The organism is Nocardia sp. NPDC127606 (genome assembly GCF_042671725.1).
Classification (GTDB): domain Bacteria; phylum Actinomycetota; class Actinomycetes; order Mycobacteriales; family Mycobacteriaceae; genus Nocardia.
This window is the reverse complement of sequence record NZ_JBHXWQ010000001.1, coordinates 1,341,424-1,355,862: the sequence shown is the minus strand read 5'-3', so window position 1 is coordinate 1,355,862 and position 14,439 is coordinate 1,341,424. Positions and strand designations below refer to the sequence as shown.

Annotated in this window: 12 protein-coding genes; 4 read left to right on the top strand and 8 right to left on the bottom strand. The window is 66.9% G+C overall.

Annotated features, from left to right (window positions below):
* Positions 1-3: 3 nt before the first annotated feature.
* Positions 4-3,459 (bottom strand): carboxylic acid reductase, encoded by a 3,456-nt coding sequence (gene car, locus ACFVJ5_RS06385; protein ID WP_379218831.1) that lies wholly within the window; start codon positions 3,457-3,459, stop codon positions 4-6.
* Entirely contained in the window at positions 3,456-4,955 is a 1,500-nt protein-coding gene (locus ACFVJ5_RS06380; RefSeq protein WP_379218830.1) for a carboxylesterase/lipase family protein, read from the bottom strand. Before ACFVJ5_RS06380 ends, car begins: the two co-directional genes overlap by 4 nt.
* A 95-nt stretch (positions 4,956-5,050) precedes the next feature.
* Here ACFVJ5_RS06380 and ACFVJ5_RS06375 point away from each other — a divergent pair, with 95 nt between their 5' ends.
* The 4 genes from ACFVJ5_RS06375 to cydB all read left to right on the top strand — a co-directional run bounded on the left by ACFVJ5_RS06375 (position 5,051) and on the right by cydB (position 8,962).
* Positions 5,051-5,794, top strand: a complete 744-nt coding sequence (locus ACFVJ5_RS06375) for a uracil-DNA glycosylase (protein WP_379218829.1) — start codon at positions 5,051-5,053, stop codon at positions 5,792-5,794.
* Positions 5,795-5,829: 35 nt separating this feature from the next.
* On the top strand, positions 5,830-6,360 hold the full coding sequence (locus ACFVJ5_RS06370; RefSeq protein WP_379218828.1) for a DUF488 family protein: 531 nt from the start codon (positions 5,830-5,832) through the stop codon (positions 6,358-6,360).
* A gap of 76 nt (positions 6,361-6,436) precedes the next feature.
* The gene (locus tag ACFVJ5_RS06365; protein WP_379219794.1) at positions 6,437-7,930 is read left to right on the top strand and encodes a cytochrome ubiquinol oxidase subunit I; all 1,494 of its coding nucleotides are present in this window, start codon (positions 6,437-6,439) and stop codon (positions 7,928-7,930) included.
* A gap of 9 nt (positions 7,931-7,939) precedes the next feature.
* Complete coding sequence (gene cydB, locus ACFVJ5_RS06360; RefSeq protein ID WP_379218827.1) at positions 7,940-8,962, top strand: cytochrome d ubiquinol oxidase subunit II; 1,023 nt, start codon at positions 7,940-7,942, stop codon at positions 8,960-8,962.
* A gap of 18 nt (positions 8,963-8,980) precedes the next feature.
* Here cydB and ACFVJ5_RS06355 read toward each other — a convergent pair whose 3' ends face one another.
* From ACFVJ5_RS06355 to ACFVJ5_RS06330, 6 genes are all read right to left on the bottom strand, one after another.
* Positions 8,981-9,718 (bottom strand): DUF998 domain-containing protein, encoded by a 738-nt coding sequence (locus tag ACFVJ5_RS06355; RefSeq protein ID WP_379218826.1) that lies wholly within the window; start codon positions 9,716-9,718, stop codon positions 8,981-8,983.
* 54 nt (positions 9,719-9,772) lie between these two features.
* The gene (locus tag ACFVJ5_RS06350) at positions 9,773-10,630 is read right to left on the bottom strand and encodes a helix-turn-helix domain-containing protein (protein ID WP_379218825.1); all 858 of its coding nucleotides are present in this window, start codon (positions 10,628-10,630) and stop codon (positions 9,773-9,775) included.
* A gap of 72 nt (positions 10,631-10,702) precedes the next feature.
* Positions 10,703-11,674 carry a glycine betaine ABC transporter substrate-binding protein gene (locus tag ACFVJ5_RS06345; protein ID WP_379218824.1) on the bottom strand — a complete coding sequence of 324 codons (972 nt, stop codon included), beginning with the start codon at positions 11,672-11,674 and terminating at the stop codon, positions 10,703-10,705.
* A complete protein-coding gene (locus ACFVJ5_RS06340; protein ID WP_379218823.1) occupies positions 11,671-12,408 on the bottom strand; it encodes an ABC transporter permease in 738 nt (245 codons plus the stop codon). The genes ACFVJ5_RS06345 and ACFVJ5_RS06340 overlap by 4 nt, the downstream gene beginning before the upstream one ends.
* A complete protein-coding gene (locus ACFVJ5_RS06335; RefSeq protein ID WP_379218822.1) occupies positions 12,405-13,685 on the bottom strand; it encodes an ATP-binding cassette domain-containing protein in 1,281 nt (426 codons plus the stop codon). The genes ACFVJ5_RS06340 and ACFVJ5_RS06335 overlap by 4 nt, the downstream gene beginning before the upstream one ends.
* Positions 13,685-14,326 (bottom strand): ABC transporter permease, encoded by a 642-nt coding sequence (locus ACFVJ5_RS06330; RefSeq protein WP_379218821.1) that lies wholly within the window; start codon positions 14,324-14,326, stop codon positions 13,685-13,687. The genes ACFVJ5_RS06335 and ACFVJ5_RS06330 overlap by 1 nt, the downstream gene beginning before the upstream one ends.
* Positions 14,327-14,439 lie beyond the last annotated feature (113 nt).

The following is a 14,439-nucleotide window of genomic DNA, read 5'->3' as shown; positions in this document are numbered from 1 at the left end:
CGGCTACTCCAGGAGGCCGAGACCGGTCAGGTCACGGACATATTTGGCGATGAGATCTGCCGGTAGGTGCGGGATGTCGTGGTGGGGACCGATCTGTGCGGCGCGGACGGCGGCATGGAATCCGTCGGCGGGGAGAGCCGAGCCGGGCAGTGGACGACCGGGTCTGCGATAGGCGTCGAGTAGCGGGAGCAGGGTGTGTTTGCGCTGCGGTTCGGGGAGGGCGCGCAAGGCTGTTGCGAAGCGGGCGAACCACTCGTCGTAGCTGTCGATGCGATCGATGTGGTGGCCTGCTTCGATCAGCCAGTCGATGAACACATCGAGGGAGATGCCGTCGTCGTGCGGGTTCAGGACGTCGTAGGTCCGGTAACCGCTCGTAGCGGCGGCGCCGAGTGCGGTGACGGCCGTGGCGACGAAGTCAGCCGGTAGTCCGTCGTAGTGGGCGCGCTGTCGTTGCCCGGCGGAATCGGTGCGGTAGAACGACTTCGGCGCGAGGCCGGTCACGAGCACGCTCAGCAGGAGCCGGGTGAAGACGTCGGGCACGTTGAGCTGGCCACGGAAGCGACTGTGCGCCAGGATCATGTCCGAGCGGAACACCGCCACGGGTAGTCCGAACCGCTCGGCCGCCTCGCGCAGCAGCACCTCACCCGCCCACTTGCTGTTGCCGTAGCCGTTGGCATAGGAACCGTCCAGCCGGCGGACCGGGCTCATGGTCCGCACGTCACCGTCTTCGGCGAAGGACTCCCCCTGCGCCGCGACGGCCACCGTCGACAGGTAGCTGACCGACTTGCGCGTAGTTGTCAGCGCCAGCCGGATGATCTCGGCGGTGCCGACCACATTCGGGCCGAACAGCTGTGCGTACGGGAGCATGTGGTTCACCAGCGCCGCGGAGTGCACGATCAGATCGACCTCGGCGGCCAGCCGGTCCCAGGTCGGCTGTGGCAGACCGAGATTCGGTTCACCGATGTCGCCGGGCAGCACTTCCAGCGCGTCCTTCGCGAGGAGCTGGAAGTGGGTGTCGAGCGCGCTGTCACTGTCGAACGCCGCGTCGAGCCGCTCGCGAGCGGCGATCGCATCACCGCCGCGAACAACGCAGATCACTTTGCCGCCCTGCGGTGCGAGCCGTTCCAGCCAGGTCAGGAGTAGGAATCGGCCGAGGTAGCCGTTCGCACCGGTGATCAACACCGTCCGCGCGGGTGCGGCGGCGGGCCTATGCGCCACGGCGGTGACATCCAAGAACTTCTCGAGTGTCAGATCCGCGGCACGAATCTCGGTCGCACCCGCACCGTGGACCGCGTCGGAATCGGTCCTGTGCGTGCCGGGTTCGCGCTCACGTCGCACATAGTCGGCGATGCGAGCCAGGTCGCTGTCCGGTCCGAGCAGCACATTCACCGGCACGTCCACCGCGAGCAATTCCCGCAGCAGAGTCGAATACGACAGTGCCGCCAGCGAATCGCCGCCGAGATCACCGAATCGCGCATCCGGTCGCAGATCTGCGGGATCGCCGCCGAGCACCGCGCGAGCGGCACGGGCGACGGTCTCGTACACCGGTAGGCCGGGCGCGTCGCGACGCAACCGCTGCAGTTCGTCTTCCTGACCGCGCGCGAGGTCCGTATAGAGCTTCTCGAGACGCTCGCCGTACCGCTGTTTCAGCTTCGGGCGCAACAGTTTCCCGACTCCGGACAACGTCCCGTCGGTTGTCGAGAACGGCTCGGCCTCGATGATGAAGTCACGCGGAATCTCGTACGGCTCGAGCTCGGCCGACACGGCGGCGCGGTGCAGCGACGAACTCACCGCGGCGCGCAACCCGCCGGCTGGCCCCGCGAGCGCGGCCTCGGTGGGCACCACGACCGCCAGCAGATACGACCGTTCGCTGCTGCCGTACACATAGATCTGGCGCACCAGATCGGCGCCCGCGAACACCGCTTCCAGCCGCGATACCGTCACGAACTCGCCCTGGGACAGCTTGAGGACATTGTTGCGACGGTCGACATAGGCCAACCGGTCCGGCGCCAGCTCGGCGACCACATCGCCGGTGCGGCAGAAGCCGTCGGCGTCGAAGACCTCGGCGGTCACCTCCGGGCGGCGGTAGTACCCGGCGATCATCGTGGTGGTCTTGAGCAGCAATTCACCGCGCGGATACGGCTTGTCGGTGCCGAAGTATCCCAGCTCGGGCACGTCGACGAGTTTGTAGTCCAGCACCGGCGGACGCATCACCTTCGTATCGAAGATCACCCCGCCACCGGTCTCGGTGGAGCCGTACCCGTCGTGCAGGCGCAGCTGCAGCACCGATTCGACGAAGGTACGCAGCTCGGGGGTGATCGGCGCGCTGCCGCACAGCGCCGACATCAGCCGGCCACCCAGGAACTGTTCGCGCAGTTCGGCTTTCACCGCATCGGTCGCCGCCTCGCCACGTTCGGCGATCTCATGACGGAAGCGCTGCATGATCATGTCGCACACCCGCGGCACCAGGAAGATCTCGGTAGGCCGCACGAGCGTGATGTCGGTGAACAACGTGGACAGGTCCGGCGCCGCCGCGAAGAACGCGGTGCCGCCACGGGCGAGCACGCTGTTGAGGGTGAGGCGGGCCGCGATATGGCTCATCGGCAGGAAGTTGACATTGATCGCGGCCAGCGGCCGCGCGGGCTGCCAGCCGACCGCGACCAAGCGCTGGGTGTACATCGCGCCCTTGGGCGTACCGGTGCTGCCCGAGGTGTAGATCAGCAGGGCGAGGGGATCTTCGCCGTCGGCGGGCACGCTCAGCGGAGCCGCGTCGGCGAGGCGGCCCTGTTCGATGGTGTCGTCGAGCGTGCTGGGCACCAGGGCCGATCCCCCGGCGCGCAGACGGGCACGGGCCGCGTCGAGGGCATCGCGGTGATCGTCGTCGTCGGCGTGATGGTCGAACACGATCAGCGAGCGTGGTGTGGCGCCGGCGAGCATCGCGTCGACGGCGACGTCCAGGTGCGCGGTATCGACCGCGAGCACCGTCGGCTCGGTTTCGTCGAGGATCGAACGCACCTGTTCGAGGCCCGCGCCCGCCTGTAACGGCACCGCGACCCCGCCGAGGTGGATCGTGGCGAGATCGAGCACGGTGTAGTCGGCGCTGGTGAACCCGAGCACCGCGATGAAATCCCCCGCGACGACGCCGTCACGATGCCAGGCGGCGGCGAGCGCGCGGGCACGCTCCCACACCTGCCCGTAGGTCAGTACATCGAATTCCGGCAACAGCTTTCGAGTCCGCCGGCCACCGGACTCGACGAGTTCGGTCCGGCGCGTGCCGAGCGCCGGGCGCTCGGCGTAGGCGGTCATGGCGGTCTCGGCGATGCGCGCGGTCGGAAGTCCGGGGGTCGTCACGAGGGCGTGCACGTCCTCGGCGGGACGCGCCGCACGGATCTGCCGGTCTTCGGCGTAGAGCGCCTTGATGCGATCGGCCAGCTGCGTCGCGGCGAGCTCCACCGTCATGCTTCACACTTCCGGATGCCTTGCCACGCTTCGCGTTGCGCGGACTCGGGGTCGACCAGCACGCGCGGTGGATGGTCGATGATGGAGGTCGTCCGGCGTTCGGCGGTATAGGGGCTCCAGGGCGGCAGCGGCCGTCCGGTGCGGGCGAAGCTGAGCCAGTTGTCCTGGATGTGGTCCTGGACCGCCAGGAATGCCCGCCTGCCGCCTGCCGCTGTCATCGCGCGACCGACCGGCCCGTCGACCCAGCCGAAAACCGGGACCAGATCGAGCGCGTGGGTGGCGCCGAAACCCGCCAGGTGCAGTGCGCGCGGAGCGTAGTCGTACCGGTAGGCGTAGGTGGGGGCGTACCGGCTGTGGCCTTCGAGGACGGCCAGCGTGGGACGCAGGAACAGGTGGTCCCCGCCGATGCGCACCGCGGTTCGCGCGGCCGGATACCCGGGATAGTGGCTCGTCACTGTGTGCTCGGTGCCCGGTTCGTAGCGTTCGAAGATGGTCTTCAGCTGTTCAGGGGTGTGCGGCACCGACTTGGCGAAGCGCTGGAACAGCGTCGCTTCGTCTCGGTTGGTGCCGATGATCAACGGCACCGGATGGGCGCGGCCCGCCGCGATCGCCGCCAAGGGAGTCTCGGGCAGGAAGTCACCATCCGCGACCGGGGCGTAGGGGAAACTGCCCGGTTCCTCGCGCAGAGCCCGGCCGAGCGCCCGGTCGCCCGCGCGGCACAGCTCCTTGGGCGACACGGTGCTCAGGACGGCCGCGGCGTCGGCAGGGGCGGCGCCGAGCCGATCCAGGCAGCGGCGGGCGAAGCGGCGGGCCTCGTCCGGTGTCAGGGTCCAGTCCGCGGGGGCGCTCTGGGCGATCGCCCGATGGAAGAGGCCGCGGGCGGTGGGGGTCGCCAACAGGCTGACCACCGCGTGCGCGCCGGCGGATTCGCCGAAGATGGTGACGTTGTCCGGGTCGCCGCCGAACGCGGCGATATTGCGACGCACCCATTCGAGTGCCGCGACCTGATCACGCAATCCGAGGTTCGACTCGAAAGGCCTGTCCGGTGTGGAGAATTCGCTGAAGTCGACATACCCGAGCGCGCCGAGGCGGTAGTTCACCGACACGACGATCACGTCGCCCCGCGCGGCCAACCGCGCGCCCGAATACATGCTCGACGTGCCGATCAGGTATCCGCCACCGTGGAAGAACACCATGACCGGGCGCGGTGTCGACGAGGGCGTCACCGGTGCGGTCACATTGAGCGTCAGGCAGTCCTCCCCCGTGGGTTGCCAGGTTCGCGGCCCCACGCGGGCACCGTTGGGGTTCTGCACCGCGGCGAAGCGGAACTCGGCCGCCGATCGCACCCCCGTCCACGGTCGAACGGGCTGGGGAGCACGCAACCGCAACGCTCCGATGGGTGGGGCCGCGTAGGGCAGGGCACGCCAGCGGGCGATTCGACGACCCGCACGACCGCGCACGACTCCGTCGGCGCTCACGATCTCGGTGGACAGCATCCCCCGAATGTACCTGGTACCGACGGTACCGCGCATATGGTTCCGTCCGCGAACTGTCTCGAAATCGCATCAGGGCCGCCGACTAGACTGTGCCGATGACCGGCGTGGATCCGGAAGCGGCCCCGGCAGCGGCGGCGCACACCCCCGATATCGCCGCGCTCGACCGCTTGGTTTCCACCTGTCGCGCCTGTCCCAGGCTCGTCGCCTGGCGCGAGGAAGTCGCCGTCGTCAAACGCGCGGCCTTCCGCGACGAAGAGTTTTGGGGTCGACCGGTACCCGGCTTCGGGCCCGCCGACGCGCGAATTCTCGTAGTCGGGCTCGCTCCCGCCGCCCACGGCGGTAACCGGACCGGGCGCATGTTCACCGGCGACCCGAGCGGCAACGTCCTGTTCGGCGCACTGCACGCGGTCGGTCTGGCCACCGGCGCGCATCCGGTCAGCCGCGACGACGGCATCGAACTGCTCGATACCCGGCTCACCGCACCGGTGCATTGCGCCCCGCCGGAAAACAAACCGACACCCGAGGAGCGGCAGCGCTGCGCGCCTTTCCTCAGCCGGGAATTGGAGCTGCTGCGCCCGACGCTTCGGGTGATCGTCGTTCTCGGCGCCTTCGGCTGGCAGGCCCTGTTCACTGTCCTGCTGGCAGGGGGCTGGAATGTGCCGCGCCCACGGCCTCGTTTCACGCACGGCGCGCACGTCGTCATCACCCATCCCGACGGCCGATCGGTCACCGTGCTCGGCAGTTACCACGTGAGTCAGCGCAATACCGCCACCGGGCGGGTGACTCCCGCGATGATCGAAAACGTCCTAGTGCGCGCGAGGACGATCGCCGAGTCCTGACCGGAATTCGCGACCTCGTCACCTAGGATCGAACAGTGCTGACTGTGTACACGATCGGCCATTCCACGCGGACCGCGGACGAATTCGTCGGCCTGCTCGATGATTACGGCGTCACCCAGCTCGTCGATATCAGGACCGTCCCCCGGTCACGGCACAATCCCCAGTTCGGTCGCGACACACTCCCGGAAATATTGCGGGCGAAAGACATTCGCTACGTGTATGTCGCCGCACTGGGTGGACTGCGGCACGGTCAGAGCAGCGATCTCAATGCGGGCTGGCGTAATGCCTCGTTCCGCTCGTATGCGGATTACATGCAAACACCGGAATTCAGTGCCGGCATCGACGAACTCGTCGACCTCGCGGGCACGGCGACGACCGCCGTCATGTGCGCCGAAGCGGTGCCGTGGCGGTGCCACCGCTCGCTGGTGGGCGACGCGTTGCTGGTCCGGGGCGTGCAGGTGCGCGACATCATGACCGCCACCCGCGCACCGGAACATCAGCTGACGAACTTCGCCCACGTCGCCGGAACAACGATCACCTATCCCCCACCGCCCGACGATCGATAGACATCCATTTCCGCTCGACACCGTTCGGCACCAGTTCACTGCGATGGCAGGAGATCCAACGATGAGTTCGCTGGCAATGAGCACACTGGATGTCTCCAGATGGCAGTTCGGTATCACCACGGTCTACCATTTCATCTTCGTCCCGCTCACCATCGGACTGGCACCGCTCGTCGCGGGAATGCAGACAGCGTGGGTGATCACCGGAAAAGAACACTGGTATCGACTCACCAAGTTCTTCGGAAAACTGTTCCTGATCAACTTCGCCATCGGTGTCGCCACCGGCATCGTGCAGGAGTTCCAATTCGGGATGAACTGGAGCGAGTACTCCCGGTTCGTCGGCGACGTCTTCGGTGCGCCACTGGCATTCGAAGCGCTGGTCGCCTTCTTCCTGGAATCGACATTCCTCGGATTGTGGATCTTCGGCTGGACCCGCTTGCCCAAACTCGTTCACCTCGCCACGATCTGGATCGTCGCGTTCGGTGTCAACGCCTCGGCGTACTTCATCGTCGCCGCCAACTCGTTCATGCAGCACCCGGTGGGCGCGAAATACAATCCCGAGACCGGACGCGCCGAGCTGGACAGCATCTGGGCGCTACTCACCAACAACACCACCCTCGCGGCGTTTCCGCACGTGGTCGCCGGCGCGTTCTTGACCGCGGCGACCTTCGTCGTCGGCATCGCGGGCTGGTTCATGGTGCGCAACGCACGCAGTGGTGATGCCACGAAACTCGATGAAGCCGAGACCATGTGGCGACCGGCGGCGCGGGCGGGCATGTGGGTGATCGCCGCGTCGATCGTCGTAGTGGGTCTGACCGGCGATATCCAGGGCAAGATCATGTTCGATCAGCAGCCGATGAAGATGGCGTCGGCGGAATCGCTGTGCCACACCGAGACCGATCCGAAGTTCTCGGTCCTCACCGTCGGCACGCACAACAACTGCGACAGCGTCACGCATCTGCTGGAGGTTCCCTACGTGCTGCCGTTCCTGGCCGAGGGCAAGTTCACCGGCGTCACGTTGCAGGGCGTGGAAGATCTGCAGAAGTCCTACGTCGAGGACTACGGACCCGGCAACTACCGGCCCAACCTCTTCGTCACCTACTGGGGCTTCCGCGGCATGATCGGTCTGCTGGCCGGGCCGGCGCTCTTGCTGCTGGCCGGGCTCTGGATGACCCGCGGTGGCCGAGTGCCCGACAAGCGCTGGTTCTCCTGGCTGTGCCTGATCGCCATCCCGACCCCGTTCCTGGCCAACAGCGCGGGCTGGGTCTTCACCGAGATGGGACGCCAGCCGTGGGTGGTGGTGCCGAACCTGACCGGCGACAAGACCATTCGCATGACGGTGGCGCAAGGCGTCTCCGATCACGCACCGGGGACGGTCATCTTCTCCCTCGCTGTCTTCACGCTGCTCTACGGCGCGCTGGCGGTGGTCTGGTACTACCTGATGCATCGCTACACCGTGGTCGGGCCCGAACCAGGGCCGACGGCTTCCGATGACGAGTTCGGTCCCGATGACGAGGGCGGTGGCGGCAGGCACCGCGCCGAACCCGTCGAGCCGCTGTCCTTCGCGTACTAGGAGACGACGATGAGTCTGCAGCAATTCTGGTTCGTGTTGGTCGCCGTGCTGTTCACCGGCTACTTCATCCTCGAGGGCTTCGACTTCGGTGTCGGCATGCTGATGCCGATCCTCGGTAAGGGTTCCGACGTGCGCAGGCGCGTCGTGCTCAACACCATCGGCCCGGTGTGGGACGGCAACGAAGTCTGGCTGATCACCGCGGGCGGTGCGATGTTCGCGGCGTTTCCCGAGTGGTACGCGAGCTTGTTCTCCGGGTTCTATCTGGCCCTGCTGCTGTTGCTGGTCGCGTTGATCCTGCGGATCTGCGCGATCGAGTGGCGCTCGAAGATCAACTCGCCGAAGTGGCGGACCTGGTGTGACATCGGCATCGGTATCGGCTCGTGGATTCCGGCACTGGCGTGGGGCTGGGTGTTCGCCAACCTCGTGCGCGGGGTGCCGCTGAACGAGAAGCGACAGGTCGTGGGCTCGGTGTGGGATCTGCTCAGCCCCTACGCGCTGCTCGGCGCGGCGACCACGGCCATCCTGTTCGCTCTGCACGGCGCGATCTTCCTGGCGCTCAAGACCGGTGGTGAAGTCCGCGACGATGCCCGCAAGTGCGTGCGGATCCTGTTCGTGCCCACGGTGGTGATCGTCGGCGGGTTCGGGCTGTGGACTCAGCTCGCCTACGGCTCCGGCTGGACCTGGGCCGCCCTCGGCGCGGCCGTTCTCGGCCTGGTCGTCGCCGGTGGGGCCACCGCCGCGGCCCGTGACGGCTGGGCCTTCCTCGGCACCACCCTCACGATCGCCGCGGCTACCATACTGCTGGTCGGCTCGCTCTACCCGAACGTGATGCCCTCGACGATCGACCCCGCGTTCGACTTGAACATCCACAACGCCTCTTCCAGCCACTACACCCTCCAGGTGATGAGCTGGGCGGCAGTCCTGTGCACCCCGGTGGTCCTGATCTACCAGGGCTGGACCTACTGGGTCTTCCGCAAACGACTCACCGTCGAACAGATTCCCGAGCCGACCGGGCTGCCACTGTCGAAATAGGTTTTCCGGCAACAGCATTCACCGCGCGCGTGATGGCACCGATAGTGCCGTGGCGCGCGCGGCGCGTTGCGGGGACCTGCCCATCAGGCGGATCGCCAGCACGGCAACCCACATGCCGCCGGCAATGATCCCCACCCGTTCGATGAGCCCTGCCGGTCCCCCGTCTACCAACTCGGCGGTAAAGGCGAAGGCGACGTACGAGGTGGCGACCAGCAAGCCGGTGGCCACCGAATACCGGTACCAGCCACGATTTCCGGACGCCTCATCGCGCCGTGCCAGCACGAAGCAAGCCACGGTCAGCGACGTGAACTGAACGAGACCGAGGAGACTGTGCACGGCGCCGTGAACGGTCAGCGCTTCCGACGCTCCCGCGGGGTAACCCAGCGACGGGTCGGGAAGGATGGGCCCGATGGCGAAGAAGGTGAAGCCGTAGATGCCGAGCAGGATGGGACCCCAGGTAGAACCGCGTCCTGTACGCAGAAGCCGCCTCGTCCCGATGGCAAAAGCGAGCAGGAGCGTTCCGGTGACGATGTAGTTCGTTATCTGCATCCACCCACCAGGCCCCAGTTCGAGGTTGCTGTCGGGGACTACCCAGGCGTTGTAGTCAGGGCGAACGGCCCCGAGGGCGAGCATGACAACGATGTTGATCAGCGGAGCGATGACACCGCAGGCCGGCAGCAGTCTCATTGCCGCTGACTGCTCGCCGGTACGTGGTGGCGAGGTGTGTGGATTCGCGGGATCGAGGTTGTCGGTCACGGGACGTGTCCTCTCGTCGATCGGGGTGAGGGAACACCACTATCGACCGATCGCTCACCCCGGGGATTGGAAGAATGTTCCCCACGCCCGGTACCGATCCCGGGCGATGACAGGCAGATTGTCCGCGTGCAGCGTCCCCGGGGTGCGGTCCGCGAAGATCGCCACATCCCGGCACAGATGAGCCTGATCGGTGTACCCGCAGACCGCGGCGACCTCGGCGGCCGGCCTGCCCGCCAGCAACGCGGTGACGGCGCACCGGAATCGGACCAGCATCGCCGCCCGCTTGGGTGTCAGACCGATCTGGGATTCGAACCTCGCCCACAGCCGTTTACGGCTCCACCCGAGGGATTCGGCGAGCTCGCCGACCTTCACCCGGCCACCCGAGGCGAGGAGGCGATGCCAGGCGGCGATCACCTCCGGATCCGGCGTCCGCATCGGCCTGTCGCACTGTGCCAGAAACGATGTCGTCAATGCGAACCGTTCCTCCCAGCTCCCCGCTTCCGCGAGTCGCTCCCGCAATCGCCGAGCCTCGGGTCCCCACAGCTGCTCCAACGGGACAACGCCTCGGCCCAGATCGGTGGCGGCGATACCCAACAGCGAGTGCGCCCGGATCGGCGACAGGCGAACCTCCACACACTCGGCCTGCCCGCTACGAATGCGCGTGGCCGCCAAGGGAAGTCCGACGACGAAACCACCCAGCGACTGCCGCCCACCGGCGTCGTCGACAACCAGTTCCCGACCCCCGAACTCGATTACCACAGCGACCGCCGTCGTCGCGGCAACCCGCAAGTCCAATCCGGCGCCACCGACATCGCGATATCCGATAATCGCCGCGTCCGACGCCGCGGCAGCGGACGGACCCGCGAAATCCCAACCCCCACCGGGCCCGCAGCTGATATCCGCAACTTCCACCCGACCAAGGCTACGGAAAAGCGCACCCCTCGCGGTGCCCACGCGCAGCAGTGCGGGGGTAGTCGGGCCCGTTCAGGCGATCAGGTTCGCGCTTTTCAGCCAGTCGTAGGCGACATCGGCGGGGTCTTCTCCGTCGATGTCCACGCGGCCGTTGAGTTCTCGCATCAGGTCGTCGGTGAGCAGTTCGGAGATCGTGCCGAGGAGTTCGCGCAGTTCGGGGTGGGCGTCGAGGACGGGGCCGCGGACGACCGCGGTGCCGCTGTAGGGAAGAAAGAACTTCTTGTCATCATCGAGGACGAGCAGGTTCAGGTTCTTGACGCGGCCGTCGGTGGTGTAGACCATGCCGAAGTGGCAGGGAGAGTCTTTGGCGGTCGCGGTGTAGACGACGCCGGCGTCCATGCGGGTGACGTTGCCCGCGGGGACACCGTTGGGATCGTTGTAGGGGATGCCGTATTTCTGCAGCATCGGAATGAAACCATCCGAGCGGCTGAAGAATTCGTCGTCGACACAGAAGGTTCGTTCGGCGACCGGCAGCGCGGCCACGTCCGAGAGGGACTTCACGCCGAGTCGCTGCGCAGTCGGCGTCGACGCACCGAACGCGTAGGTGTCGTTGAAGTTGGACGGGGGAAGCCATTCCAGGTTGTAATCACGCTTTTCGACGTCGTGGACACGCTGCCAGAGCTCCTGCGGGTCCACGATCGTCTCGGTCTCGTTGTGGTAGTTGACCCAGCCGGTGCCGGTGTACTCCCACAGCACGTCGGCGTCGCCGTTGAGCTGGGCCTGCCGCGACGATGCCGATCCCGGCGCGCCGGTGAGATCGGTGACCGAAGCGCCCGCCGCGGCCAGGTAGGTCGCGGTGATCTTGCCGAGCACCACGCCCTCGGTGAAGCTCTTCGAGGTGACGACCAACTTCGCGCCGTCGAGTGGCCGCTCCCCGCTGGGCAGACTCGCGTCGTGGAAGGTGCCCGACGAGCTCACCAGCCCACACCCGACGAGCAACGCCAGCGTCGCGACCAGCGCGCAGATCAACGGGACTCGCCTCATGAGACACCTCGTGGGGTCGCGGCCAGTTCGACGAGTCGGCCGAGCCAATCGATGGTCAACGCCAGCAACCCGACGAGCACGGCACCGGAGATGAGCAGCTTGGGCAGGAACAGGGTGACGCCGGTCGTGATCAGCGTGCCCAGGCTGGTCGCGCCGATGAAGGTACTCAGCGTCGCGGTGCCGACCAGGATGACCAGCGCGGTGCGCACGCCGTTGAGGATCACCGGCACAGCCAGCGGCAGTTCGACCTGCACCAGGGTCCGGCCGGCCGAGAAGCCGATGCCGCGAGCGGCCTCGATGGTGCGGTGATCCACCTGCCGCAGCCCGACGATCGTGTTCTGCAGGATCGGCAGGATCGCGTAGACGACGAGACCGACGACCGCCGTGCGGAATCCGGTGCCGAGCCAGAAGGTGAACAGCACGAGCAGACCGACGGCGGGCGCGGCCTGACCGACATTGGCGATGTTGACGGCGATCGGCTCGAGCCGCTGCAACGCAGGCCTGGTCAACGCGATGCCGAGGGGGATCGCGACCACCACCACGATCAGCGTGGCGACCACCGTGAGCCGGATGTGCTCGAGGATCGTGGTCTGCAGGTTCGCCCAGCCGAGCGAGGCCTGTTCGGTCGCGGTGAACGTCGACGACTGATACCAGAGCACGTATCCGATGCCGATCACCACGATGATGAGCGGTTCGAACCACACGTCGATCGGGACCCGGCGCAGTCGGTTCATGCGGGTCCGGCCGATCCGGGTACCTCGTCGGCGGCGACGACCGGGGTGGGCGTGGGATCGGAACCGTCGACGTAGGTTTCGTAGGACGGGTCCTCGACAGCGGCGTGGCCCTCGGCGAGCTTGGTCTGGATCACGTCGGTCACCGAACCGATGTTCAGCGAGCCGACGACGGCGCCGCGCCCGTCGGTGACCAGGGTGGCGCCCTGGCTGGCGGCGAGCATGGCGTCGAGCGCGTCGTTGAGGGTCGAGGACTGCGCGACCACGGGCAGTCGGCGATCGAGGTAGTCCGAGACCTCCGGCTTGCTCGCGACTTCCGTCAGCGAGGGCCACGACCGCGGCCGCCCCGCGTCGTCGACGACCACCACCCAGGTGTGTCCCGCGACTTTCGCCCGCCCGATCACGACCTGCGAGGATTCGCCGATTCTGGCGGTGGTCACCGGGTCGACCTCCACATCGCGGACCCGAGACACCGTGAGATAGGCCAGTTTCGCGCCCGATCCGACGAATTCCTCGACGAACGGCGTCGCCGGGTCGGTGAGGATCTCCTCCGGTGTCGCGTACTGCTCGATGTGTCCACCCTCGGACAGGATGAGCACCTTGTCACCGAGTTTGGTGGCTTCCTCGAAGTCGTGGGTGACGATCACGATGGTCTTGCCGAGTTCGTGCTGGATCGCGATCAGACTGTCCTGCAAGCGAACCCGGGTTATCGGGTCGACCGCGCCGAACGGTTCGTCCATCAGCAGTACCGGCGGATCGGCCGCGAGCGCGCGGGCGACGCCGACGCGCTGTTGCTGGCCGCCGGACATGTCCTTGGGGAGACGGTCGGCGAAGGTCGCCGGGTCGAGACCCACCAGGTCCAGAAGGTATTCGGTGCGCTCGGCGATCCGCTTCTTGTCCCAGCCGAGCACCCGCGGGATCGCGCCGATGTTCTTGGCGACCGACCAGTGCGGGAACAGACCACCGGACTGGATGACGTAGCCGATCGACTGCCGCAGCTTGTCGGGATCTTCCCGGGTCACGTCACGTCCGCCGATGAAGATCCGACCCTCGGTCGGCTCGATCAGCCGGTTGATCATCTTGAGCGTGGTCGTCTTACCGCAGCCCGACGGTCCGACGAACGCGACGATATTTCCGGCGTCGATCTCGAGGTCCAGGTGTTCGACGGCGGGAGTGTCCTGCCCCTTGTACCGCTTGACGACACCGTCCAACGTGATGGAATCGCCGGTCACGTTGCGCTGGGGCGCGGTCGGCGCGGGCTGGCTGGTCACATCGGTCATCACAGTCCCTTGGCAATCGTGAGGCGTCCGAGCAGGACGAGGAGCGCGTCGAAGACCAACGCGATGGCAACGATGAGAATGGTTCCGGTGAGCGCCATTTCGAGGGCGTTGGCGCCGCCGAGGCGGGACAGACCGTTGAAGATCAGCGAGCCGAGGCCGGGTCCGAGGACATAGGCCACGATCGCGGCGACACCGACGATCATCTGGGTCGAGACCCTGATCCCGGTGAGGATCACCGGCCAGGCGATCGGCAGCTCGACGGTGAGCAGGATCCGCCACCGCGAAAGTCCGATGCCGCGCGCGGATTCGACGACCGCGGCCGGCACCGATCGCAGCCCGACGATCGCGTTGCCGATCACCGGCAGGGCCGCGAAGAACGTCAGCATGATGAACGAGGGCACCACCCCGAGGCCGAACGGGACGAGCAGCAACGCCAGCAGCGCCAGCGAGGGGATCGTCAACGCGACCCGGCTCGAGGTGAGGGTCAATGCCGACGCCAGCGGCAACCGATACACCGCCACGGCGACGAGGATCGCGATGACAGTGCCGACCAGCACGGTCTGAAAGGCCAGCGACGCGTGCTGATAGGTGAGGAAGGTCAGGACCTCGCCTCGATCCTGGACATAGCTCCACAAATTCACGGCATTCCCATCGTCGGACTGGGCCAGTGGGTACCTGTTCGCGCGTGATCAACGGTCGAATGTGCCGTCGAAGAATAGTTGATACCAGGTGTTGGTCCGGGGACGCGCGCGAG

What these genes read in the sequence shown, in the direction of transcription:
- car (WP_379218831.1), bottom strand. Translation starts at nt 3,459, where the DNA reads ATGACGGTGGAGCTCGCCGCGACGCAGCTGGCCGATCGCATCAAGGCG.
- ACFVJ5_RS06380 (WP_379218830.1), bottom strand. Translation starts at nt 4,955, where the DNA reads ATGCTGTCCACCGAGATCGTGAGCGCCGACGGAGTCGTGCGCGGTCGT.
- ACFVJ5_RS06375 (WP_379218829.1), top strand. Translation starts at nt 5,051, where the DNA reads ATGACCGGCGTGGATCCGGAAGCGGCCCCGGCAGCGGCGGCGCACACC.
- ACFVJ5_RS06365 (WP_379219794.1), top strand. Translation starts at nt 6,437, where the DNA reads ATGAGCACACTGGATGTCTCCAGATGGCAGTTCGGTATCACCACGGTC.
- cydB (WP_379218827.1), top strand. Translation starts at nt 7,940, where the DNA reads ATGAGTCTGCAGCAATTCTGGTTCGTGTTGGTCGCCGTGCTGTTCACC.
- ACFVJ5_RS06345 (WP_379218824.1), bottom strand. Translation starts at nt 11,674, where the DNA reads ATGAGGCGAGTCCCGTTGATCTGCGCGCTGGTCGCGACGCTGGCGTTG.
- ACFVJ5_RS06340 (WP_379218823.1), bottom strand. Translation starts at nt 12,408, where the DNA reads ATGAACCGACTGCGCCGGGTCCCGATCGACGTGTGGTTCGAACCGCTC.
- ACFVJ5_RS06335 (WP_379218822.1), bottom strand. Translation starts at nt 13,685, where the DNA reads ATGACCGATGTGACCAGCCAGCCCGCGCCGACCGCGCCCCAGCGCAAC.